The 22426-nt window shown below is 41.7% G+C and carries 25 protein-coding genes and 4 tRNA genes; 18 read left to right on the top strand and 11 right to left on the bottom strand.

Annotated features, from left to right (window positions below; genetic code table 11):
• The first annotated feature begins 28 nt into the window (after window positions 1-28).
• Genes menA through V7K27_RS35295 form a run of 3 tightly spaced genes read left to right on the top strand, consistent with a single transcriptional unit; the run spans window position 29 to window position 3374 of the window.
• Window positions 29-925 (top strand): 2-carboxy-1,4-naphthoquinone phytyltransferase, encoded by an 897-nt coding sequence (gene menA, locus V7K27_RS35305; RefSeq protein ID WP_334953496.1) that lies wholly within the window; start codon window positions 29-31, stop codon window positions 923-925.
• A gap of 14 nt (window positions 926-939) precedes the next feature.
• Window positions 940-2004 (top strand): o-succinylbenzoate synthase, encoded by a 1065-nt coding sequence (locus V7K27_RS35300; RefSeq protein ID WP_334953495.1) that lies wholly within the window; start codon window positions 940-942, stop codon window positions 2002-2004.
• A complete protein-coding gene (locus V7K27_RS35295; protein ID WP_334953494.1) occupies window positions 1989-3374 on the top strand; it encodes a 2-succinylbenzoate--CoA ligase in 1386 nt (461 codons plus the stop codon). The genes V7K27_RS35300 and V7K27_RS35295 overlap by 16 nt, the downstream gene beginning before the upstream one ends.
• A 108-nt stretch (window positions 3375-3482) precedes the next feature.
• On the opposite strand, the gene V7K27_RS35290 is transcribed toward V7K27_RS35295, so the two are convergent.
• The 3 genes from V7K27_RS35290 to V7K27_RS35280 form a co-directional block, all read right to left on the bottom strand.
• Window positions 3483-3929 (bottom strand): acyl-CoA thioesterase, encoded by a 447-nt coding sequence (locus tag V7K27_RS35290; protein ID WP_334953493.1) that lies wholly within the window; start codon window positions 3927-3929, stop codon window positions 3483-3485.
• Between the two features lie 75 nt (window positions 3930-4004).
• Window positions 4005-4463 (bottom strand): type II toxin-antitoxin system VapC family toxin, encoded by a 459-nt coding sequence (locus tag V7K27_RS35285; protein WP_334953492.1) that lies wholly within the window; start codon window positions 4461-4463, stop codon window positions 4005-4007.
• Window positions 4460-4726 (bottom strand): FitA-like ribbon-helix-helix domain-containing protein, encoded by a 267-nt coding sequence (locus V7K27_RS35280; protein ID WP_334953491.1) that lies wholly within the window; start codon window positions 4724-4726, stop codon window positions 4460-4462. The genes V7K27_RS35285 and V7K27_RS35280 overlap by 4 nt, the downstream gene beginning before the upstream one ends.
• Before the next feature lie 494 nt (window positions 4727-5220).
• Between V7K27_RS35280 and V7K27_RS35275 the strand changes: the two genes are divergently transcribed.
• From V7K27_RS35275 to V7K27_RS35265, 3 genes are read left to right on the top strand one after another with little or no spacing between them, the layout of a single operon-like run.
• Entirely contained in the window at window positions 5221-6168 is a 948-nt protein-coding gene (locus V7K27_RS35275) for a hypothetical protein (protein WP_334953490.1), read from the top strand.
• A 4-nt stretch (window positions 6169-6172) separates the two neighbouring features.
• Window positions 6173-6538: a hypothetical protein gene (locus V7K27_RS35270; protein WP_334953488.1), complete on the top strand. Its 366-nt coding sequence runs from the start codon at window positions 6173-6175 to the stop codon at window positions 6536-6538.
• 7 nt (window positions 6539-6545) lie between these two features.
• Entirely contained in the window at window positions 6546-7304 is a 759-nt protein-coding gene (locus V7K27_RS35265; protein ID WP_334953486.1) for a hypothetical protein, read from the top strand.
• Window positions 7305-7380: 76 nt separating this feature from the next.
• On the opposite strand, the gene V7K27_RS35260 is transcribed toward V7K27_RS35265, so the two are convergent.
• The 4 genes from V7K27_RS35260 to V7K27_RS35245 form a co-directional block, all read right to left on the bottom strand.
• Window positions 7381-7677, bottom strand: a complete 297-nt coding sequence (locus V7K27_RS35260) for a type II toxin-antitoxin system RelE/ParE family toxin (RefSeq protein ID WP_334953485.1) — start codon at window positions 7675-7677, stop codon at window positions 7381-7383.
• On the bottom strand, window positions 7674-7862 hold the full coding sequence (locus tag V7K27_RS35255) for a hypothetical protein (protein ID WP_334953484.1): 189 nt from the start codon (window positions 7860-7862) through the stop codon (window positions 7674-7676). The genes V7K27_RS35260 and V7K27_RS35255 overlap by 4 nt, the downstream gene beginning before the upstream one ends.
• A gap of 89 nt (window positions 7863-7951) precedes the next feature.
• Window positions 7952-8036, bottom strand: a tRNA-Ser gene (locus tag V7K27_RS35250).
• A gap of 131 nt (window positions 8037-8167) precedes the next feature.
• Window positions 8168-9088, bottom strand: a complete 921-nt coding sequence (locus tag V7K27_RS35245; protein ID WP_334953551.1) for a TIGR04168 family protein — start codon at window positions 9086-9088, stop codon at window positions 8168-8170.
• Window positions 9089-9237: 149 nt separating this feature from the next.
• Between V7K27_RS35245 and nadA the strand changes: the two genes are divergently transcribed.
• From nadA to V7K27_RS35225, 4 genes are all read left to right on the top strand, one after another.
• A complete protein-coding gene (gene nadA / locus V7K27_RS35240) occupies window positions 9238-10212 on the top strand; it encodes a quinolinate synthase NadA (protein ID WP_334953483.1) in 975 nt (324 codons plus the stop codon).
• A gap of 124 nt (window positions 10213-10336) precedes the next feature.
• Window positions 10337-10422, top strand: a tRNA-Tyr gene (locus V7K27_RS35235).
• Between the two features lie 90 nt (window positions 10423-10512).
• A tRNA-Thr gene (locus tag V7K27_RS35230) sits at window positions 10513-10584 on the top strand.
• Between the two features lie 383 nt (window positions 10585-10967).
• Window positions 10968-11978: a hypothetical protein gene (locus V7K27_RS35225; protein WP_334953482.1), complete on the top strand. Its 1011-nt coding sequence runs from the start codon at window positions 10968-10970 to the stop codon at window positions 11976-11978.
• A gap of 64 nt (window positions 11979-12042) precedes the next feature.
• On the opposite strand, the gene V7K27_RS35220 is transcribed toward V7K27_RS35225, so the two are convergent.
• Both V7K27_RS35220 and V7K27_RS35215 read right to left on the bottom strand, forming a co-directional pair.
• On the bottom strand, window positions 12043-12696 hold the full coding sequence (locus V7K27_RS35220) for a group I intron-associated PD-(D/E)XK endonuclease (protein WP_334953481.1): 654 nt from the start codon (window positions 12694-12696) through the stop codon (window positions 12043-12045).
• A gap of 72 nt (window positions 12697-12768) precedes the next feature.
• A tRNA-Arg gene (locus tag V7K27_RS35215) sits at window positions 12769-12841 on the bottom strand.
• A 357-nt stretch (window positions 12842-13198) separates the two neighbouring features.
• On the opposite strand from V7K27_RS35215, the gene V7K27_RS35210 reads away from it, so the two are divergent.
• The 5 genes from V7K27_RS35210 to V7K27_RS35190 all read left to right on the top strand — a co-directional run bounded on the left by V7K27_RS35210 (window position 13199) and on the right by V7K27_RS35190 (window position 16258).
• Window positions 13199-13858 (top strand): Npun_F0813 family protein, encoded by a 660-nt coding sequence (locus V7K27_RS35210; RefSeq protein ID WP_334953480.1) that lies wholly within the window; start codon window positions 13199-13201, stop codon window positions 13856-13858.
• Between the two features lie 141 nt (window positions 13859-13999).
• A complete protein-coding gene (locus tag V7K27_RS35205; protein WP_334953479.1) occupies window positions 14000-14851 on the top strand; it encodes a hypothetical protein in 852 nt (283 codons plus the stop codon).
• Window positions 14852-14872: 21 nt separating this feature from the next.
• A complete protein-coding gene (locus V7K27_RS35200; protein ID WP_334953477.1) occupies window positions 14873-15874 on the top strand; it encodes a transposase in 1002 nt (333 codons plus the stop codon).
• Window positions 15875-15879: 5 nt separating this feature from the next.
• Window positions 15880-16038, top strand: a complete 159-nt coding sequence (cutA, locus tag V7K27_RS35195; RefSeq protein ID WP_442947675.1) for a divalent cation tolerance protein CutA — start codon at window positions 15880-15882, stop codon at window positions 16036-16038.
• A gap of 46 nt (window positions 16039-16084) precedes the next feature.
• Entirely contained in the window at window positions 16085-16258 is a 174-nt protein-coding gene (locus tag V7K27_RS35190) for a hypothetical protein (protein ID WP_334953475.1), read from the top strand.
• A gap of 507 nt (window positions 16259-16765) precedes the next feature.
• Here V7K27_RS35190 and V7K27_RS35185 read toward each other — a convergent pair.
• The gene (locus V7K27_RS35185; RefSeq protein WP_334953474.1) at window positions 16766-17278 is read right to left on the bottom strand and encodes an allophycocyanin subunit beta; all 513 of its coding nucleotides are present in this window, start codon (window positions 17276-17278) and stop codon (window positions 16766-16768) included.
• Window positions 17279-17813: 535 nt separating this feature from the next.
• Window positions 17814-18755: an ADP-ribosylglycohydrolase family protein gene (locus V7K27_RS35180; RefSeq protein WP_334953473.1), complete on the bottom strand. Its 942-nt coding sequence runs from the start codon at window positions 18753-18755 to the stop codon at window positions 17814-17816.
• A gap of 393 nt (window positions 18756-19148) precedes the next feature.
• Here V7K27_RS35180 and V7K27_RS35175 point away from each other — a divergent pair, with 393 nt between their 5' ends.
• From V7K27_RS35175 to sir, 3 genes are all read left to right on the top strand, one after another.
• On the top strand, window positions 19149-19409 hold the full coding sequence (locus tag V7K27_RS35175) for a hypothetical protein (protein WP_334953472.1): 261 nt from the start codon (window positions 19149-19151) through the stop codon (window positions 19407-19409).
• A 119-nt stretch (window positions 19410-19528) separates the two neighbouring features.
• Entirely contained in the window at window positions 19529-19993 is a 465-nt protein-coding gene (locus V7K27_RS35170) for a pentapeptide repeat-containing protein (protein ID WP_334953471.1), read from the top strand.
• 426 nt (window positions 19994-20419) lie between these two features.
• Window positions 20420-22336: a sulfite reductase, ferredoxin dependent gene (gene sir, locus V7K27_RS35165; RefSeq protein ID WP_334953470.1), complete on the top strand. Its 1917-nt coding sequence runs from the start codon at window positions 20420-20422 to the stop codon at window positions 22334-22336.
• Window positions 22337-22426 lie beyond the last annotated feature (90 nt).

Below are 22426 nucleotides of genomic sequence, written 5' to 3'. Positions count from 1 at the left end.
ATTCCGGCAATTTAATTAATCACAACTGATGACTACCAAGCAGATTTTATATCCCAACACGAAGTTATGGATGGCAGCGATTAAACCGCCAATGTACAGCGTTGCCATTATGCCCATTTGGGTAGGAACAGCAGTAGCATTTGCTGAAACTAAAATTTTCAATGGTGTAGTATTTTCTACTTTTGTAGCTGCGGCAATTTTAATTGTTGCCTGGGAAAATATCAGTAATGATGTCTTTGATTCCGAAACAGGTATTGATCAAAATAAGCACCATTCTTTGGTGAACTTAACAGGCAATAAGCCATTAATATTTTGGATAGGAAATTTGTGTTTAGGTTTGGGGTTGCTGGGCATAGTAGCGATCGCCTTTTGGCAACAAGACCTAACTGTTATCGGTATAATTTTGCTGTGCTGCGGTCTAGGCTATATGTACCAAGGGCCTCCCTTTCGCTTAGGATATCAGGGTTTAGGTGAGATTCTTTGCTTTTTTGCCTTTGGCCCCTTAGCAGTGGAGGCAGCATATTACAGCCAAACCCAAACTTGGTCAATAACGAGTTTAGCAGCTTCAGTGATTGTTGGGATTGCCACAACCTTAATTTTGTTTTGCTCACACTTTCACCAAGTTAAGGATGACATCGCCGCAGGTAAGCGATCGCCTATCGTTCGTCTAGGAACCCAAAAAGGCGCTCAACTCCTCGTTTGGTTCACTGCTAGCATTTATCCCCTCACCTTGCTGTTTGTGCTATTAGGAATTTCTCCAGCTTGGACATTGCTGAGTTGGGTGAGTTTACCCTTTGCCTTCAAATTATGCCGCCACGTCCAAGAAAATCACAACCAGCCGGACAAAGTTAGTAACTGTAAATTCATCGCCGTAGCGGTGCATTTCTGGGCTTGCTTGCTGTTCGGTTTAGGATTTATGCTTTAGCTATTGCTAAATTGATGCGTTATCAATTTAAATTTCGTCCTTATCAGCGAAGATTTGTGCGATCGCTTACCACCAATCATGGTAAGTGGGATATTCGTGAAGGTATTATTCTCCGTCTCACCGATGAATCAGGTAGAGTTAGCTGGGGAGAAATCGCCCCCATTAGCTGGTTTGGTTCCGAAACCCTAGAACAAGCCTTAGATTTTTGTCGCCAACTTCCAGCAGAAATCACAGACGAGACAATTTTCTCGATCCCAGATGAGTTACCTGCTTGTCAATTTGGCTTTGAGTCAGCATGGGGGATGGGGAGTGGGGAGTGGGGAGTGGGGAGTGGGGGAGATGAGGGAGATGAGGGAGGTGGGGGAGATGAGGGAGATGGGGGAGATAATTTTATAACTCCTAACTCCTCACTCCTAACTCCTAACTCTTCACTCCTCTACAGTGGCTTATTAGCAGCTGGGGAAGCGGCTTTAAATCAATGGGAAACATTGTGGCAGCAGGGATATCGCACGTTTAAATGGAAAATTGGAGTGTATGCGATCGCTCATGAACTAAAAATTTTTGAGTCACTGATACACACCTTACCAGCCTTTACCAAACTGCGATTAGATGCCAATGGTGGACTCAGTTATGAGGAAGCTAACTTATGGCTGTGGACTTGCGACAATCTCAAAGCAAATGGAGAACTACCCCTAGAAATTGAATTTATCGAACAACCGCTACCTGTTGAGCAATTTCAGCAGATGTTGGAATTGAGTATGAGTTATGAAACTGCGATCGCTTTAGATGAATCTGTCGCCACACTTGGGCAACTCGCCGCCTGTCATCAACAAGGTTGGCGAGGGATTTTTGTGATCAAGCCTGGAATAATTGGATCACCATCTCGTCTGAGAAAGTTTTGCCACCAGCATCAAATTGATACTGTATTTTCATCAGTATTTGAAACTGCGATCGCTAGACTTGCAGCACTCCAACTAGCGGCGGAATTATCCAAAAACAACAGAGCAATTGGTTTTGGCATCGACCATTTTTTTGAACAAGAAGATACGTGGCTTCAAAGTTTATGGAACGACCTTTAGACTGTCTTAATAACCTAGCTCAGGATGATTGGCTTATCGGTTACAACAGCCATCAATTTAATAAAATAGCTCAAGAATTATATTTAGAACTAACAGAATTATCAGCGTGTGGAACACCACCAAAAATCATCTTAGCCGAACGCGAACCATTACGATTTCTAGCAAGTTTTATTGCTGCTTGTGCAGCTAACTGTCCAGTTTTTCTTTGTAACCCCGACTGGGGAACACAAGAATGGCAACAAGTCTTTAATTTAGTACAGCCAGACATTATTTTGGGAAAACTTCCCCACTCCCCCACTCTCCCACTCCCCCACTCCCCACTCCCCACTCCCCACTCCCCACTCATAATGATTCCCACAGGTGGTTCATCGGGGCAGATAAAATTCGTCATCCACACTTGGGAAACTCTCATAGCATCTGTAAAAGGATTTACCGAATACTTTCAAGTAAAGCGAGTTAATTCTTTTTGCGTGTTACCGCTATATCACGTTAGCGGTTTAATGCAATTTATGCGCTCTTTCACGACTGTAGGTAAACTGGCTATACTACCATTCAAAGCATTAGAAACAGGTCAAACATTAAATATTAAACAACCAGAATTTTTCATATCTTTAGTACCAACACAGTTACAACGTCTCCTGCAAAATCCAGAATTAACTGAATGGCTATCCCAATTTAATACTGTACTTTTGGGAGGTGCGCCAGCATGGAACGAACTACTAGAAAAAGCCAGATTTCATCGCATCCGGTTAGCACTTACCTATGGCATGACAGAAACCGCCTCTCAAATTGCTACCCTCAAACCAGATGATTTTCTGAGCGGTAAAATTAGCAGTGGTCAAATTCTTCCCCATGCAAAAGTAACTATTCGCAATCAGCAAGGCGAAATTTTAAATTCCAATCAAATCGGAAATATCACCATTCATGCTCAATCTCTAGCCCTTGGCTACCATCCTATAACCGAAGAAAATCAAGCTGATTTCCAAGTAGACGATTTAGGCTTTTTAGACGAACAAAATCATTTAAATGTTGTCGGACGTAACAGCGACAAAATTATTACAGGTGGCGAAAATATTTATCCAGCAGAGATTGAATCAGCTATACAAGCAACTAAAATGGTTGTTGATATTTGTGTCATCGGTATCCCAGATAAACACTGGGGACAAGCATTAACAGCGATTTACATTCCCAAACAATCAGATACTTCTGCCTTAAAAATCCAAACCCTACTTAAAGAGAAACTCAGCAAATTTAAAATCCCTAAATATTGGATTCCCCAGCAAAACCTACCCCGTAATTCCCAAGGTAAAATTAACCGCCAACAGTTACAGCAAATAGCAATCGAATTCCTCCAAAATCCCATCACATAATCCAATACGATTCAGTTAAGGCTAAAACTCTTTGTAAAAGTCATTTTTTTAACGAACCGCAAAGGACGCAAAGAAGAGAAGGAAGAAATGCTTAACTGAACTGTATTGTCAGATAATCTCTCTCGACTTTCTTCTCTCTGCGCCCTCCGCGTCTCTGCGGTTCGTTTCCAACCACTGAACTATCTCATCAGGTAATTCCTGCTTACTTCTACTACTTACATCAATACAAACATGGCGAGTAATAGCCTTAGCAACTACGACCTCACCCACAGTAATTTCATAAGTAATTTCAAACTTATCAACACCTAGTTTTTGAGGTATTAAACTAATTAGCAACTTGTCCCCCCCAAACATAGGGCGCAAAAAATCGACACTAGTATGAACAATGGGGAAAGCCACAGACGGATTCGTGAAAAAATCTTTGATATTAATACTTGATGCTTCTAAAGATTCTTCATAAGCTTCATGGCAAATACCCAAAACGTTAGCAAAATAAACCACTCCAGCAGCATCAGTATCTTGAAAGCGAACCGTGCGGTTGTAAGTAAAAGGCATTTTTGATAATTTGAAATTCAAAAATAAAAACGGTAGGCAATAAGTCTGCTTTGCAAACTAATTAGGCGATCGCTTCTACATTGACTCCAACGGCGGAACCTCAAAGTCATTAAACAAGGAAACATTGTAAGAGGAAGCTGCTAGAGCTTTTACCAGCTTACCGTCGAGAGTCAGCAAAGTAGCATTAACCTGCTGTGAAAGTGCAACACAAGAGCCATCGTAGGCGGAGATTCCATAATTTAATGCGATCGCAACTCCATCCGCCATCAAGTCAGCTGTGGAGACAACACGCAAGGGTAAAGCTTTGAGACTAGCTAAATTCCCTTGGATTAGAGAAACATTATAACTACCCGCACGAGCATACTTCCATAAAACGTTTGCACACTCAATGTAAAATAAGTCAGGTACAAAGATTTCTGTCTGGGGATAGGCAAGGTGAGCAAACAGTTGATTAGCCTTGGCTGTTAGCGGATCAGGAATAAATTGCTTAACGGACACACTGGCATCCACGACGCACCTCAGAGGAATTGTCATCTGTCCCGATCTTCTCTAATCATGGCAGTGCTGTCAGGCCATTCGATATCAGTTGGTAGCTGTTCACGGCGAAGACGCATTTCCTCTAGAAGTTTTGGGACATTTTTTCGTCTTTCTTCTTCCGTTTGCTGTGTTTCCGTTTTCAAAGCTTCTTCTAACAGAGTTATAACTTGGGCGTTAATTGAACGGTGCTGAGATACTGCTAACTCTTGCAGCTTTGCATACAAATCATCAGGTAAATTTCTTACATAAAGGGTAGCCATCGCTCTACCTCAAAGTATAATTTATCAAAATGATAGCACTATGCAAGCAAAAGGGGGAGCGATCGCTTTTGAAACAAATATCAAAAGTAAATACCTAAAGTAGACGCTATCTTAAGTATCCTCTGAGTGCTAATATCACTTCCACTTAGTAAAATTCACCTCTTCACAAAAAATTCTATGAGCATTAACGCTTTTGTGGATTATGGCTTCCCTTCTGGCAGAGATTTTTGCGTACAATTTTTGTCTAGTTCGGAGTTTAAGGCTGCAACCCTCAGAGAAATTGCTCCGTCAATTGCGAGTAAGGAAAACAAAGAAAAAATAGCTTTACACATAGCTAATTCCCTTGAAAAGGGTGAACTTACTACAGACGAAGTTCTACTAAGTAGGTGGGTGGGAAAATTTATAAGTATGTCATTGCGAGTGAAACGGAGTGTAACGAAGCAATCACAAGGACTTTGGCGGTTTTACATTTTGTTACATAGTTAGGTTAATTTGTGCCTACCTACTTAGCGTATGTCAAGCAGTCAAGGATGTGGTTGAGTATCAAGCAAGGACAGAGTGCCCATATACCTAGTTTAAAGTCGCCCGCTTTGCTATTAAGAGAATTTGGTGAAGAGGGCTGGTATGGCCCTTTTCAAGAGACTACGGGACTACAGAAATGGTATATTCGCACCTATAAGATTCCTGATTACATCCGCAGGAGGACTGGTGAAACTAGCCAATTTGAGGAATGCAATATTAGGTGGTCTGTCATTGCTGAGGTTGGTCATAATTATGTTGCTTTATCATGGGAAGGCTTCTCATTTACTCCACGCAGTGATGAACACACAGAGAAATCAACGCAGTTTCCTTTCTGGTTGTATATTCCGGCATTCTTCGATCAATTAGCTGATTATCTTCAAGGTCAATGGGTTCACCCCAATCTTCCTCGTTTAGTTATGCATGAGATGTGGAACAAATATCTCAATAAATCTATCAATGATTTTCACTATAAATGGCAGCACTTGCGAATAAGAGCAGAATCTGCTGGGGTTGCTCTGAATGCTCATAGTTCTGGAGTGCACGAAATTGATGCAAGTGGACTACAGGCACTATCTCGACAATTAGCTGAGTCTGCACTAGAGATACTAGGCTTTACAGATGATATAGAGAAAATCAGTAATGTTGAAAATGCCCTTTTGCGTACTCTGCTCAAAGAATGGGGCACTAAATCTTATGAATTCAGTCTAGACAGAGAAGTCAATTTGAGGGAAGCTGACACTGAAGGTTCAAAAACCAAAGCCCAATTAGAAAAGCTTTTCAAAGCACATTGTTACTTTGGACTCAAACCCGGTTCTAAAACCCAAGATTCTCTTCAGCACCTAAAGTGCCATTCAGGATACTATGGAGGGAGTACGGGTGTACTAAAGTTTCTTTTAAGGGAACTTGGACTTCGAGGCTAAGGCAATGGTCAGCGTGATTTGTAAAGGACGTTTAGATTTCCTATCTGGTGAGCAAAGGGCTGAACTGAGTAGGCACTTTCAGAAACCATCAAAAACGGCTATGCCACACCAGCTTGCCGTCATATTGGGATTGGAATACTTTGAAGCGCTTGCAGTCATAGCTGTTCTCGAAGCTGAGGGACTCTGTGAAAATCAGCTTCTCATTTATCATAACTGTGATCCAGATGTGCCAGCAGGGGCAATTCCCTATGGTCAAGGCTTTCCCAACTTGCCTTGGGTTTGTCCATTTTGCGATAAGAGTGTTGAAGACTACAATGAATTATCATTTGATATTATGGCTAAGTCTATGCATTCAATCGAATTTCTCTAATTAAGGTATGCTCAGTCAAGAAGAGTTAGTTCAGTCAGCTCTCGATACTCTGGCACTTCTTAACAGAGACGACCCAGCATCAGATAAGCTAGCACCTTTTTTGTACACCGTAAAAGACCCAAGACTTTCAGAATATCTAGAAAAACTCAAAGATTTTACACAACTGAAAAATCCTACACTTCCACAAAGTAAACAAGCAGGTGAGTTGCTTGAGCAAATTGTCTGTCTTGTCTTTCGTGGACTTCAAGGAGCTACAAGCTTCAAGAGCTTTCAGTCAGCAGGGCCTCAATACGACTTTCTAGTTAGTGGAGATCAACCAGCTTGGTTATATGTTTGTAATCAGCTCTATCTTAAAGAGAATCAAAGAGGCATAGTTGTTGAAGCAAAGGCAACCAAAGATCGCTTGCCTGACAAACAGTTTGCGCGACTATGCAGCATCTTAGACTTAAATCTCTCAAGCACAGTCGGACTGGGAATATTTTTTACACTGAACGGAGCAGCAGGCTTTCCTCAATCAGGTGATACTAGACAGAGGGCAATCAGCGACTGTAGATTACGTCAAGTAATTTTTCATGCTAAGACCCAAAAAAGAATAGTTGTCTTAGACAAAAATGACATTTTTGAGTTAGGTAAAAACGGTTCTCTAATTCAGATACTTGTTAGAAAAATCCGAGATTTAGATGAACTGAGCGGTCTTCCAACTCCATCAGTTGAGCAAACAGAGGAAATAGATTTGCCTGATCACTTAAACCAACTATGGGTGTGATATAAAATTTTGTATCAGCTTCCTGCAGAACTACTAAGTAGCTTGTAGGTTGGGTGGAACAAAATGAAACCCAACATTATTCATCCACAGAACTCAATGTAATTTGCTGTGAACCATGTATCACAGCCAGTACATCAATTTGTTCTGGTTTAACATAATAAATAATTCTATATGAACCTTCAATAACTTCTCGGATTTCCTCAGTTTCAAACTCTGATACAATTCGACCTGACAAAGGAAAACTAGCAATTTGTTCAGAACGCCTGGTAATCCGGTCAACTATCCTAGCGGCATACTGCGGAGAAGTTTGGGCAATATAAGCATAAATTGCTGAGAGATTTTCTACTGCTGTTGCTGTCCAGTAAACGTTCACTCTGGTAATCCAAAATTTTTCCGCACTTCTTGTACAGAAATAACATTACTAGCTTTGCTATCCGCTAGTCCAGCTTCAACAGTTTGCCGAACATAAATTTGGTACATCAAATCATCCCATGTGGAATTTTCTGGCAACTTGTCAATCAATTTGCGAGCTTCTTCTTTAATGTTTAGATTTTTCATCAGTAGTTAACTAAATACTGTTTGTGCATCAATTTGGATATATTGTAGATGCAAAACAGCTGTAGTACTTGATAACAACATTCATTCAACGGAGAGGGGGAGATTCGAACTCCCGGAGGTTTTAGCCTCATCCGATTTCAAGTCGGACGCAATCGACCACTCTGCCACCTCTCCAGTAAATCTGTCAAACTGGTGCTTTCCCTACATTCAGACGCTATTCAGGCGCTTTTGTTGGTTAGCACTAAAGCTGACAGATAATACTATATCGTATCATCTACGCAGATTGCACAACTGAATGCGAATCTCTACGACACACTGCGCGATCGCTCATACAAAATTTCCTCCTCCGCCACCTGGAAGTCATTACCCACCCAAACTAGGGAAACTTGCGAAACCACACCCGCCTCTAGGGTGACAATGGAAAAATTACGCAACTTATCGCTGTCATTTTCCACAATCCTCGGTACAGTGGCTGCATTCAAGTAAATTGTCCCCTCTGGACTTCTAAAGATGGGCTTGCGCTGTACCTTCTTGGTATGGCGTAAATCTCGGTGCATGTGACCAAATGTCACTAGGGGAATGGTTTTACCAGCAGTCAAGGCTTGAGAAATCGCCTCGCCAAAATCTGGATCGCCAAAATCGCCGCCAATTGGGTGCCAGTCTTTACCGCAGGGGTCTTCGGGGCGATCGCCTAGCCCACTAGGCCCATTGTGACCCAAAAATATAATCGTCTCGTAAGCGGCGCTTTTCACCGCTTTCACGATGCGATCGGCGGATTCTTCCAAACTCGTCACACCGTAACGTTCTTTACAGATTTCCGCGAATTTCCACTCTGGGCCACCCCAGGTAAAGGGACGACCCCCCACTACAGTTAAATTCCAAGCGGGAAAATCCAGCTTACCGTAACCGACATGGGACGCGCCTAATAAATCGAGTTGTTCCTGTACCCAGTCTTCCTTAGAGCGGTCATAAGGAGCCTTTTTACGTCCCCATTCTGTAGCGGTGTACCAAGCATCGTGGTTGCCCATTACGGCTGCTTTGGGAATATCGAGAGAAGCGATCGCTCTGACCACTTCCACCGACTCGTTGCCAAAATCCCCCACAAACAGCGCTAAGTCAACACCCAGATGCTTGAGTGCAATACCATCTTCCACTTCCCATTGGTCGTGAACATCTCCAATTACAGCAATTTTCAGGGTTATCGATTGAGTTTTCTGACTGGTCATGCCACTTTCCTTGCCGTCTATCTCCAGGATATGAAACTCAGCCCGATTTGGACACAACCCCAAAATATCAACCGTCCACTATTTTTGGTAAAAACTACTATAATTGATTCCACAAGACATAAATTTGCAACTTAAAGCACCCCCTAACTGTGTTTACCACTGCACTAGCTCAACGAGAAAAAACCCAACCGGGTGAACTACCACTAGATTTGTTTGCCGCCATTGAGAGTCTCAAAAAAGAACTCAACGCAGTTATTCTGGCACATTATTATCAAGAGCCAGATATTCAGGATATTGCCGACTTTATTGGGGATTCATTACAACTGGCGAAAGCCGCAGAAAAAACCAATGCGGATGTGATCGTCTTTGCTGGTGTTCACTTCATGGCAGAAACAGCAAAGATACTTAATCCCGATAAATTAGTACTTTTACCAGATTTGAATGCTGGTTGTTCTTTAGCCGATAGTTGTCCACCGGATGAGTTTGCAGCTTTTAAAGCCGCGCATCCAGATCATTTGGTGGTGTCTTACATCAATTGCTCTGCTGATATTAAGGCGATGAGCGATATTATTTGCACTAGTTCCAACGCTGTGAAAATTGTACAACAGATACCGAAGGAACAGCCGATTATTTTTGCCCCAGATCGGAATTTGGGGCGGTATGTCATGGAACAGACTGGACGAGATTTGGTGCTATGGCAAGGTAGCTGTGTTGTCCATGAAACCTTTTCCGAAAAGAAAATTGTCCAGTTAAAAATTGCCCATCCAGAAGCAGAGGCGATCGCACACCCAGAATGTGAAAGTAGTGTATTGCGCCACGCCAGCTTTATTGGTTCCACAGCCGCCTTACTCAAGTATTGTCAAAATAGCCCCACCAAGGAATTTATCGTTGCTACCGAGCCGGGAATCATTCATCAAATGCAAAAACTAGCTCCTGACAAGCGTTTTATTCCTGCCCCGCCAATGAATAATTGCGCTTGTAACGAATGTCCATTTATGCGGTTAAACACCCTAGAAAAGCTCTACTGGGCAATGAAAAATCGTACTCCCGAAATTACCATGTCAGAGGATATCCGCCTTGCTGCACTGCGACCAATGCAACGAATGTTGGAGATGAGTGTGTAACTAGTATTTTTTATACTTATGGGTAGAGACGCAGTTTTGTTGCGTCTCTACCCATAAGTTATTTTTTCTAAACACTTGCTATTTATAAAACATGGTGCTAATATTATTAATCGTGAGACAAATCGGGTCGGTGTCCGAGTGGTTAATGGAGACGGACTGTAAATCCGTTGGCTAGCGCCTACGCTGGTTCAAATCCAGCCCGGCCCACCACTTGCGAAGTTATAGGTTATAATGGCTGGGTAAAGAGCAAAGCTCCCAGCATTGTAACTTACAACTGAAAAATCAAAGTTATATTATTTTGCCCGTGTGGCTCAGTGGTAGAGCACACCCTTGGTAAGGGTGAGGTCACGAGTTCAATCCTCGTCACGGGCTTTTTGTATTATCAAAATAATCAACGCAAAATTAGGGCTTTCAGCTTTTCAGAGGGATTTTAAGCTGAGAAAACTGAATCCCTTGCTTGATATTTTGACTATGATTTGGCTATGAATCCAAAATTTTGGGTATCAAATGGGTATCATGCTAGTAGAACATACAAATGATACCCAAATGGAAGATAGCAGAAATTTCAATAAGGCAAGTATGGGATAGGTACATTGATTACAAACGTCAATCTCTAAAACCTAGAACACTGGATAAACTAATTGAGGTATTTTGAAAATATTGAGATTTTTCATGCCCATTTTTTTCAGTATATATACTCAGGTAAAACTTAAGACAATTTACGTAGGTTTGCTATGTAAATGTTTTATTTACCAATGAGAAGTGGTGTAATGTTAATTGAGAAAGTTCACCGGTTTAATTTTTTAAGTTTTGAAGAGTATATAGATTTTACAGTTGGATATACCAGCAGTCTTTTGGGAAGATGCTTTAAAAAAGCTAAGGATTATGACAACAAAACGAATTCCTTAATCTTAGATTATGAAGACGAATTATATCGTATAAACATAAAAATATCTACTTCTTATTATATTGGTAAATCTATTAGAAAAGATATCAATTATGAGGAAGGTTTACCATACCATCATAAACATAAAGATCATCTTTACCGAAAAGAGTGGCATGAAACAGAAGAAGGTTTTATCTCAGATTTAAGAAAAATGATCTATTCAATAATGAGTATTGATGAAAATGGTAAAACAATAGGAATTGTACGCGGATGGCACAAGGATAAAAATTATGGTTATCTTAAAACTTATAATTGTGGCAGCATGATTTTTTATGTATCAGAAATTCACCCAAGCTTAATAAAATTAGTCAGGACAGGAAGTATTCTTCGCTTCCGGCAAAGGGAGAATTGCATAAGAATTAAAAATAATGAATATCTTCAAGCAATAGATTTTGATAATAATTATATTAAATATGACCAAAAAATACCTATAGAAGAATTACCAGGATATATTCTCCTTTTTGAGAAAAGAGAGTTAATTATAAAGAATACTCAAAAGCAATTTGATGGTACTGAAACAATAGCACCTATTCTATATGCACTTCTTGAATATAAAAATACAATAGAACATTTTGGAAAAGAATATGTGGGAAAATGGAACTCTAAAGAAGAAATTTTATATTTGATTGATAAAAAAACACAATTAATTAAGATGACCGCTAAAAGAAATAATGGTTTCATATACCAATATGATTGGATGGCTATATATCCTAAGCAACCATTTAAAAACATAACTGAAAATGATATTAAGAATTTTACAAAAATTAAACTTTACTTAGAACAACATGGCATTGATGTTCAAAAACGTGTTCTTTCATAATATGAATTTCAGGCAATCTCTAAATTTATCTTATTGCTTAAACAAATGAAAGATTTAAGCAAAATTATCCTTCTACTTTTCCATAAGCCTTCTTCACCCAATACCCTCTAGGTGGCTTTTCTACCCCATAAGCTTTACACCACTTTTCCACAGCCTTGTCAGACACGCCCAAATCTCTGCCAATTTGTGCGGTTGGCTTTTCCCAAACTAGTTTTTCTAGTTCTTCTTTTGATGGTCTTTCTACTTTTCTGGTGTGAATTCTAGAGTCTGGGTTAACCTTTCTGGTTGTTAAATCAATGCCAAACTCCTTGTAGGTTCGCTTAGACGCTGCTTCAGTTAAATCTGTAAAATCTTCCCACCAATAAAAAGGATTGGGTGATTTAGGTGGCGTTGTCCTGATACCGCAACCGCCAAACTTGATTGATGGATATACTACTTTGTTTATATCTGGCAGATAAAGGCCATAGAAATCAAAGTCATCAGATTTGTACTTTTTCTCATGACAACCGTTCTTGTCCGCCCAATTGGTTTTATTTTTCAGTGTGCCATCACAACTGTATTTAGCTTGAATTCTGTAACATTTGCCATCTTTGTAGGCAATCAAATCAAAGGGTGCGTGTTCAGTTACTACTGGTATAAAAACCGAATATTCTTTCTCGACTAAATCTGCTATCACTTTAGCAGCTGCTAGATCACCCTTATCTTTTGTGTGGTGCATTTATATGAACTCTCAAGCCTATTTAGTAAGTTACCATAAAAAGGCTTCTTCAGGGTTCGTTTTAAGTTAAAACGGGCGCGGCAGGGTTCGAACCTGCGACCAACGGATTAGAAATCCGTGGCTCTATCCACTGAGCTACGCGCCCAACATAAAATAATGGCTCCCGATGGAGTCACCTAGAGTATTATATCGTCTTTACCTACCAAGAAGCAATCGAAAATTGCAGATTTACCACTAGCAAGGCTAAGATGCTAGTCGCTAGTTAGTCAATCTACACCGAAAACGAAACAAATGGGGTATTGGTTTAGATATATTGAGTTGTCAAGGGGTTATTTGCCTGTTAGCGCCAACGCTCTGTGGGCGGCTACCTTGGAGAAGGATCTGGCGATCGCTAGGTTCATTTTCACAGTATGCTAGGTAATTTCAGCCTTGGCGATGCTGCCAAATGCCATTATATATTCCATATTAAGAGTGCCCCTGTGAGGAGTTATTTGCTAGTGCCATGTTTATTCTCAAACGGCAGGATGTTGAAATATCAAGCATTCAGCACCCAAAAAAGGATCAGCAGGTGCCGATCCTCACTTATCAAGGGCAGACTTTTCGCTTGATTAGTGTCTTCAAAGCTAGTCAAGAAGAAGAAGCTAGAGCCTTATGGAGAGAATTAACGGATAACCGGGGTAAAGCCTGTGTTTTACTAGAGGAACCCGAACGCTTTAGCGTCTGGGGTAAAATCCGTTTAGAGCAGCTGGGTACTGACACAGCTAGTCATGGGAAAACGGGGATTTTAATCCAAGCCAGTATTTTGCTGTTGCAGGGTGTTTATATCGACATTGAAGACTTTTTAGGTGCTAAACAAGCTGCATTATTTCAAAAAGATATTGCCGAAGTATTACAGCAGAAGCAATTTCCCCAACCATCTTCCCTAGAAGCGGTTAAATATTTGGTATCTACTAATCCTTTGCCGACAGCCAAAATACCTGATTGGCAAGAAAATCATGTAGTTATCCTGTTACAAGAACTCCATCGACTAGGAAAGGCGTATTTTGGCAATGCTAATTTTACCAAACAAGTGATTTATAAGCTAGAAGATATGCCAGAAGGCGAGCGATCGCTGTTTCTCAGTTGGCTAAATCAATCGCCACTGGGTAAACTATGGCAGTAGCATGGAAATTATTTCACAAAATTCCTGCCACTGGCACTTGCTTTTGGTGTCCGATTGTGTATTACTTGGCAGACACACTGCTAAATATACAGTCATTTAAATCAAAATACTGCCAGAGTGCATCTACATAAGTCTTGCCCTATGAATAACTCTTACGAGAATTCGTTCCTTTCTAAATCCATTTTCACCACTCAAAACATTGTCTTAGCTAATATTGGCTGGGGCGTACTGGCACTGTTATACTTTTTGTTGTTTAGTGCCAAAGTTCCCGGAGCAGATGGCATAGAAAGCCGGGCTGAGTGGTATGTGATTGGCACAAATATTTTTGAAGCTTTAGCTTATTTGGCTGCCAGTATCTTATGCTTGAGGAACTGGCTGAGTCCGCAAATCGTCAGTGGACGGAATGTTTGGCTCTTAATTGGCTTAGGTATGCTTTCCTATTTCGTTGGAGGGATAATTTTTGGCTATACCGAAATAGTTTTAAAAGATGAACCGGATGTGTCTGTAGGCGATATATTTTTTGTACTGACTTATCTATTACTTGGCGCAGGCATGATTTTAGCTGTGGCTTCCAGGCGAATCAATCTGGAGAAATGGCAGTGGCTAATTGTGTTAGCAATTGCAGTGTTTGGTAGTTTGTTGGCATGGTGGATTTCTATGCAACAGGAAACACCCTCAGTACTGCTAATCGCTATTTTGAATTGGTTTTACGTAGTTAGCGATGTGGTTTTGTTAATTATTGCTACCACTCTGCTGTTAGCCTTTTGGGGGGGAAGAGTTTCCCAGTCTTGGCGAATGATTGCAGCTGCGGCCTTTTCGCTCTACATTGCAGATATGTGGTTTAAATACGCCCAAGGCCCCAATTATCAAAGTGGGGAGATATTAGAAGTGTTTTGGGTGTTTAGTGGAGTGTTATTTGGCATGGGCGCTGTCTTAGAATATGACGCATCACTAAGACGAACGCGGCGTACCGGCGGACGGAAACGAGCTTAGTAAAGATTTTTGGTATCTACCGTGAGAAAATTAACAGACTCTGACAAGCAAGAAATTCTGAAGTTATATCGAGAGACTGCCGAAACAACCTCAACTTTGGCAGACCGCTATGGTGTGAGTAACTCGACAATTAGTCGCCTGCTCAAAAGTACTTTGCCAGAGGATGAGTATGAATACTTAGTCTCTTTAAAGCGGGCTGCAAGAACTCCTGAGGGAAGGGCGCAGGTAAGCTACGAGCAGTTACCCCTGCTGATTCAACCAGAGGCGGAGATAGAAGTTCCACCAAGTCAAAGCCAACCCTTGGAAGTGCCAAAGGTTGAGCCACTCCCACGTCGGGTAATTCATGTAGAGCAGGAGCTTTACTCAGAGGAAACGGCGGAGTCAATCGCCGCTAGTAGACGGGTGCGGCGACGTCCCTCGGCGTCGGAAAAACCGAAGCTACGAGTCCCAGAGAAATTAGAAACTCCAGAGCCAAAGCCGTTGGAAATAGTCAGCATCCCCATCCCACCGCTAAAGGATGAACATCCAGGAGCGGCTGTGATAGCGCATCTGCTGGGCGAAGATTTGCTAGACGAATCAGAGGATTTGGATGATTTAGAAGATGATGATTTAGAAGATGACGACTTTGAGGAAGAAGACTTTGATGATGATGACCTGGATGAGCAAAGACCTTTAGTCACAAAACGCAGACCCGGTGAAGCATCAGTTCAAGTTTTACCTCTGTCGGTAGCCAATTTGCCCAAAACTTGCTATTTGGTTATTGACCGTTCCTCAGAATTAATTACGCGACCTCTGAAGGACTTTGGTGACTTGGGGCAAATTCCCACCCTGGAAACCCAGCAAAGAACTCTGCCGGTTTTTGATAACCATCGCGTGGCCAAGCGCTTTTCTACGAAGCGCGATCGCGTGATTAAAGTTCCTGATAGTAAAATGCTCCATAAGGCTCGTACTCATCTGCAAGCTAAGGGCATCACCCGACTGCTGATTGATGGTCAGGTCTATTCCTTGTCTACAACGGTTTAGAGGTCATGGAGACACCTGCTGGCTATGGTGTGGTATTGGTGACAGCTGGCAATATACAGGAGGCAGAAGCAATTGCAAATGCCCTTGTGGAAGCTAAACTCGCTGCTTGTGTGAGTCTGTTACCAATCCACTCAATTTACACCTGGCAAGGGAAACTGCACTAATTTCTCACAAAGTCAACACCCTAGCGTCGAGCGGGATGCAGGTGTGATGTCTAACGTTCCGGTTGAGCGGCTGCAAGTGACCTTTGCATCCACACCAATATCTATCGGCAGTCCGCTCCAACCGGGTTGTTATGCCGCGATCGCCACGCAGATCAATTTAGCTTTGTGGAGATTCATCCCCTATTTGCTGCTGAAGTTTTCGGATTTCCTCAACCGATAAACCTGTCGAAGACGCAATAAGACTGATATCCACGCCGCCTCGTAAAAGATTGAGCGCGATTTCCCGCGTCTTTTCATCCTGAATTGAACGGTAAATTACAGACTCTTGCATGATGTCCCTCCGTACTAACGGGACTTAGACAAAAAACAATGAGAAAAAAGCCTCAAATCCATTTAGGGTAAGGGATATACCTCAAACCCCAAAAAATCGCCCAAACCCATATATATCAAGAAAAAACCTAAATCGAGGTTAAATGATTGGGGTGTATAGGTTTGAGGCTTTTTTGACCACAAAAAATGTCTAAGTCCCGTTAAGCATTTAATTTGCACTTGAGGTCGCAGGGGGGCAGGGAGCAAGGGAGAGGGGTTGCAGCTTTTCTTGACAATGAAAATAGTGCAATTTGTCGGCGCGACAGCTTACAAATGGGGGATCTCCCCAGACCCAGACGTACCTTCAAAGCTCGAAAATCCAAAAAGCCCACTGTACAAGCTGTCCCGGCTTAAGTTGCTACCCAACATCCGTCTCACTGATCTCACGCACAACATAGTCGAATGGTTCATCTACCAGCTTAGTATCTGTAATACCAGTCGCTACTAGTTTATCCTTGACTGTTTGTTTCATGAGCTGGATGCTTCGAGCAGTAGGTCCTAAAGGAATTCCCAGAGAGTTAAACGTTTCTCGCAGACCAGCCAGCAATCGCTCATCTAGCACACTGACATCTCCTGCGATCAGCGCGTAGCTACAGTAACGCAAGAAGTAGTTCATGTCCCGCAGGTACATGTTGTAGCGACGAGTTGTGTAGGCATTTCCACCAGGTCTGACTAGCTGAGGCTGTTCTTGAAATAATTGACTCGCTGCTGTTTTGACAATCTCAGATGCATTGGAACCAATAATGGATGCCACCTGTACCCGTGCCCTACCAGTAGCCAGAAAATCTTTCACAGACCCGACTACATCGCCATTAAGGGATTTACCCATCAGACCGAGACTCATAACCACACTTGTCGTTTTGTCCTGCATAAGATTCCTCTTCAAATAATGAAATGAATATCAACCTTTTCGTGCCCACCAGAGAAGTTAAAAAAAGTCGTAAATGCTTTCCGTAGAGGTGGAGGAGAAGGCAAGCCTATGATATTGAAAGTGCAGCTTGACTATGAGCGTGACAAGCAAACAGCACTCCAAAAAGCAGAAGGCAAGCATGTTTAGCGCCATTTTCGACAAATAGCTAACTTTTTGTCAGTTTGAGTTTAGCTCATGAATCTGAATTTCTTATGAACTGAGCGCCCAACTAGCCGCGTTTTTTCGCCGCTAGCAACGAATAAAAGAAACACAATTTTTTGATTGGCTAAAAGCCTTGCTAGATAAGGGTTATAAAATGTGTTTCTTGAGAGAATATCTTTTTTAACGTGTCGCGGAAGTCCCCACCTTAACCCATCAAACCAGACAACGTTTTTGCAGTGGTTAGCATTGTTCACCCAGCATGAAACTTTTCTACAACTGATTTTACTTGCGAAAAGTCGTTTATCAAACGCTTGGTATAATTTCTAATTCCAAACTAGCTGTAAACAGCCCTTGCAAAACGCTCTGCTAAGTAGATAATGTCTTGTTTACGAGCAATTTGATTTATCCATTTTTGAGGAATATTTTCCACCCCGTAGTAAATTCCCGCTAACCCACCAGTGACAGCAGCAGTAGTATCTGTATCTCCACCCAAGTTGACAGCTTTCAGTACCGCCTCAGAATAAGACGAGCTATTTAACAAACACCACAGGGACGATTCTAAGGTATCAATCACATAGCCACCAGAATTAATCTCTTCTACCGGTACTTTGGCAATCTCACCACTGAAAACTCTGCCAAAATGCGGCTTCTCTAACAAAAATTCCCTAACAGAATAAATTGTTTGGATGTCTTGCAATCCTTGTAGATAAGCTGTTTGCAGGTCAGCCCCTTCCAAGAGCGCCACTGCAATACTAATATAAATGCCACAGGCCATCTGCGATCGCGCATGGCCATGAGTAATCGCCGAAACATCATGCACCCGCGCCAGCAATTCGCCTAAAGTTAAGTTTCTGTGACAATAAGCCATCGGCAAGATTCTCATCAATGAACCATTGCCATTACTATTTTCAACCTTGCCACCCGCCTGATGAGGAACAACTCCCTGTTTCAGGCGCATAATTGCTGTATGGGTAGTTTGACCAATATCAAAGACATCGCCACGGGGAGTCCAGTAAGCCTCCTTGTACCAGCGCCAGAAGGAATTGGCTATAGCATCCAACGAATAACCTCTACAAAGACATTCTGCCAAGCAAAAGCTTAAGGAACTATCATCTGACCAAGTTCCTGGTGGTTGATTCCATGTGCCATAACCCAACATCGTTGTCACTGGAGATTTTACTCGTTCAGCACGGCTAGTAAACTCCACCGGCACACCCAACGCATCACCGACACATAAACCCATCAAACCAGACAACGTTTTTGCAGCGGTTAGCATTATTCAATCTCCACGAGAATTGCTCAAAATTAACTTTATAGATTCCCTCTATAGCTTGTTGCAACAGATGCTACAGCCTACTTTTCATCCTATGTAAAAAGCTCGACAACAAATTATTAATCGGGTATTTTATTTACCATATCCCGACTTAATTTAAGTTCCAAATATTGTGACAGTTTAAAAAGCGTCTATCTGGGGATAAGGAACGAGGATGCAAAGATATTGAAATTTAATTATCATAGCTTATTTATTATTATAAGGGATAGTTAGCCTGTAAGCATTAGGCATCAATGAAAACACTGATTTAAGAAAATACGGGAATATTTTGGAACATTCTAGCATTATTTTCGACATGGAATATACAAGTAAAAAATACAAAATTTTGTAAAAATTATGAACCGCTTACTCACGTATTTACTGACAATTTCTGCATTGTCTTCCTTAATAGTTGCTCCTCTTGTTCTATCAGCAGGTCAAGCTGATGCTGAAACCAAAAAGGGTACTGATGCTAGTTATATTGGTGCTGGTGTTGAATCGGAAGTTGCTAAGAATTTCATCGTCTACACTAATGCCAAAGTCGGACTTGGTGCCTACCAAAATAGTGATGCTTCTGCTGTTAGCATTAATGGTGGTATTGGCGATCGCTTCAAATAAAAAATTATTGAGTCCTAAGACACTCTATACTAGTTAAATGGAGTTTCGAGATAAGAGAATAGATTCCAAAGTTTGCTTATAGTAACATCAGTTTCATAATCAGTAATAAATGAAAGTGTATGAGTAAAAAATTGGTTGATGCCAGTGAGTTGTTGAATAAGTATGCTGCTGGTGAGAGGGATTTTAGTAACATCTACATTGAAGGTTCTGACGAACTGGCTAGTGCCAACTTGAGCGGTATTATTTTGAATGGCGCTGTGGTCGCCGAAATGCTTTTGGATAATATCAATCTCAGCGCTTCTAAACTCCGGGAGACTGATTTTGGGCAAGCTTCCTTGTATGGAGCCAATCTCTGTGGAGTCGATTTGACACGAGCTAATTTGCGTTATGCTGTTCTGGATAGTGCTAATTTGAGTGATGCTTGTTTGGTCGATGCCCATCTTAAAGGAGCTAGTATGGGCAATGTCAATTTTACCCGATGCAACTTGAGTGGAGCAGAACTCAGTGAAAATCCTTGGTTGGAAGGTGCTATCTTTTGCAACACTACTATGCCAGATGGAAGTATTCGTATTAACAACACTTGATTGATTTATAAGCGAAGATGAATCAGCTAATAAAAATGCCGTGTATGGGCTTGTTCCTGATGGAATAGTTACTGGTGTATTTTTTATAGTTTGTTGAACAGAACTAGAAAGATTAGAAAAGAAGTTGTACTTAATACCTTGTGCTTTATTAGTTACATCCTTATTTAACCGTCTTTCAAGCTCACTGACAGTTATGATCTCCATTCCACTCTATACTTTACTTAAGTACTCAGGACTCAGCACTTCTTCACTCACTACCCCAAAAGCTGGTTTTGTTAAGTGTTACATTACTGACAAGGCCGGCTTTTGCCGTGGTAAAATTAAAATATTCCTCATTATTCCGGCCGGATTACCGGGGATCAAGTAGCCGAAGGGTGCTGATTCGGCGTCTACGTAATGCTTTATTGAGAATCCTATACAACTCTAATGGTTAAATCTGCTCCTTCCCCGATCGCTAGCCGTAAGCCTTCCAAAGTAGAAGGAATCAAGGAAAATAGTAATTTTTTGCGTGAACCTGTAGCAACTGAGATTCTTGAAGAGACTACTCATTTTACCGAAAATGCGGTACAGCTTTTAAAGTTTCATGGTTCTTACCAGCAAGATAACCGCGACAATCGCCTCAAGGGACAGGAGAAAGATTACCAGTTTATGCTGCGGACAAAAAATCCGGGTGGTTTGGTACCGCCGCAGCTGTATCTGGCTTTAGATAAGCTAGCTGATGAGCATGGCAACCACACTTTACGAGCAACTACCCGTCAAGGTTTCCAACTACACGGTATTTTAAAGAAGAATCTTAAAGCAGCAATTGCCACCATTGTCAATAACTTGGGTTCAACTTTGGGAGCTTGCGGCGACGTCAACCGGAATGTGATGGCACCACCAGCCCCCTTTAAGAATCGTCCTGAGTATCAGTATGCTTGGGAATATGCCCAGAATATTGCTGACTTGCTCTCAGCGCAGACAGGCGCTTATTACGAAATTTGGTTAGATGGGGAAAAAGCAATTAGTGCTGAAGAAAACCCAGAAGTGAAGGCAGCCCGACAGCGCAATGGCAATGGCACAATCATCCATGACAACGAAGAACCGATTTATGGCACGCACTATATGCCCCGCAAGTTTAAAATTTGCGTGACGGTGCCAGGGGATAATTCGGTTGATTTGTATTCCCAAGACCTGACGTTGGTAGTAATTACTAATAAGAAGGGACAATTAGAAGGATTTAATATTTTTGCTGGTGGTGGCTTAGGTAGAACACACGGCAAAGAAGAAACTTTCGCTAGGTTAGCAGACCCCATCGGTTATGTGGCGAAGGATGACGTTTACGACATAGTGAAAGCGATTGTTGCTACCCAGAGAGATTATGGCGATCGCACTGATCGTCGTCATGCCAGATTAAAATATCTAATCAACGATTGGGGTGTAGATAAATTCCGTACCCAAGTTGAACAATATTTCGGTAAACCAGTTGAAGCCTTCAAACCACTACCAGAGTTTAAATATCACGACTTCCTCGGCTGGAATGAACAAGGTGATGGCAAGCTATTCTTAGGAATTTCCATTGAAAATGGTCGAATCAAAAATGAAGGTTCGTTTCAACTAAAAACCGCCTTGCGGGGAATTGTCGAGCAGTTCAACTTACCCATCCGCCTGACACCCAACCAAAACCTGATTTTTTACGATATCGAACCAGATAGCAAGCAAGCTATTCAAGACATTCTTAGCCGTAACGGTATCGGAGACGACCCTAGTAAAATCGAACCTTTAGTGCGCTATGCAATGGCTTGTCCAGCTTTGCCGACTTGCGGCTTGGCAATCACGGAATCAGAACGAGCAATACCGGGGATTTTGGAGCGGGTTCGCGCCCTGTTAGATAAAATAGGTTTACAAAAAGAGCATTTTGTGGTAAGGATGACAGGATGCCCCAACGGTTGCGCTCGTCCCTACTTGGCAGAATTAGCCTTTGTCGGTAGCGCTCCAGAATCTTACCAATTATGGTTAGGGGGTTCGCCAAATCAAACGCGACTGGCGCAACCTTACACAGAAAAGCTGCACCATAATGACTTAGAAAGCTTCCTAGAACCGATTTTTGTTTACTTTAAGAAATCTCGGAAATCGAAGGAAAGTTTTGGTGATTTTTGCGATCGCATTGGTTTTGATGCCATCCGCGAATTTACTAGCACCTATGACCCCGAAACAGCCAATGCTGCAAGCAAATCGCGCCATCGGGTGAATTTGAAACAAGAGGTTTATACCAAGTTGAAGGAAGTAGCCCAAAGCCAAGGTAAACCGATGACTGAGTTGGTTAGTGAAGCACTAGAGGCTTACTTCCAAAATCTTTTGTAAGCCGAAGAATTGAAGATCATGAAATCATAGATGGACACAGATGGATTTATTTGTGTCCATCTGCTTCTATATTTCATAAGTCTTATTTCT

Source organism: Nostoc sp. (genome assembly GCF_036919575.1).
Taxonomy (GTDB): domain Bacteria; phylum Cyanobacteriota; class Cyanobacteriia; order Cyanobacteriales; family Nostocaceae; genus Nostoc.
The sequence above is the reverse complement of the archived record's forward strand: the minus strand, read 5'-3'. Positions and strand labels throughout refer to the sequence as shown.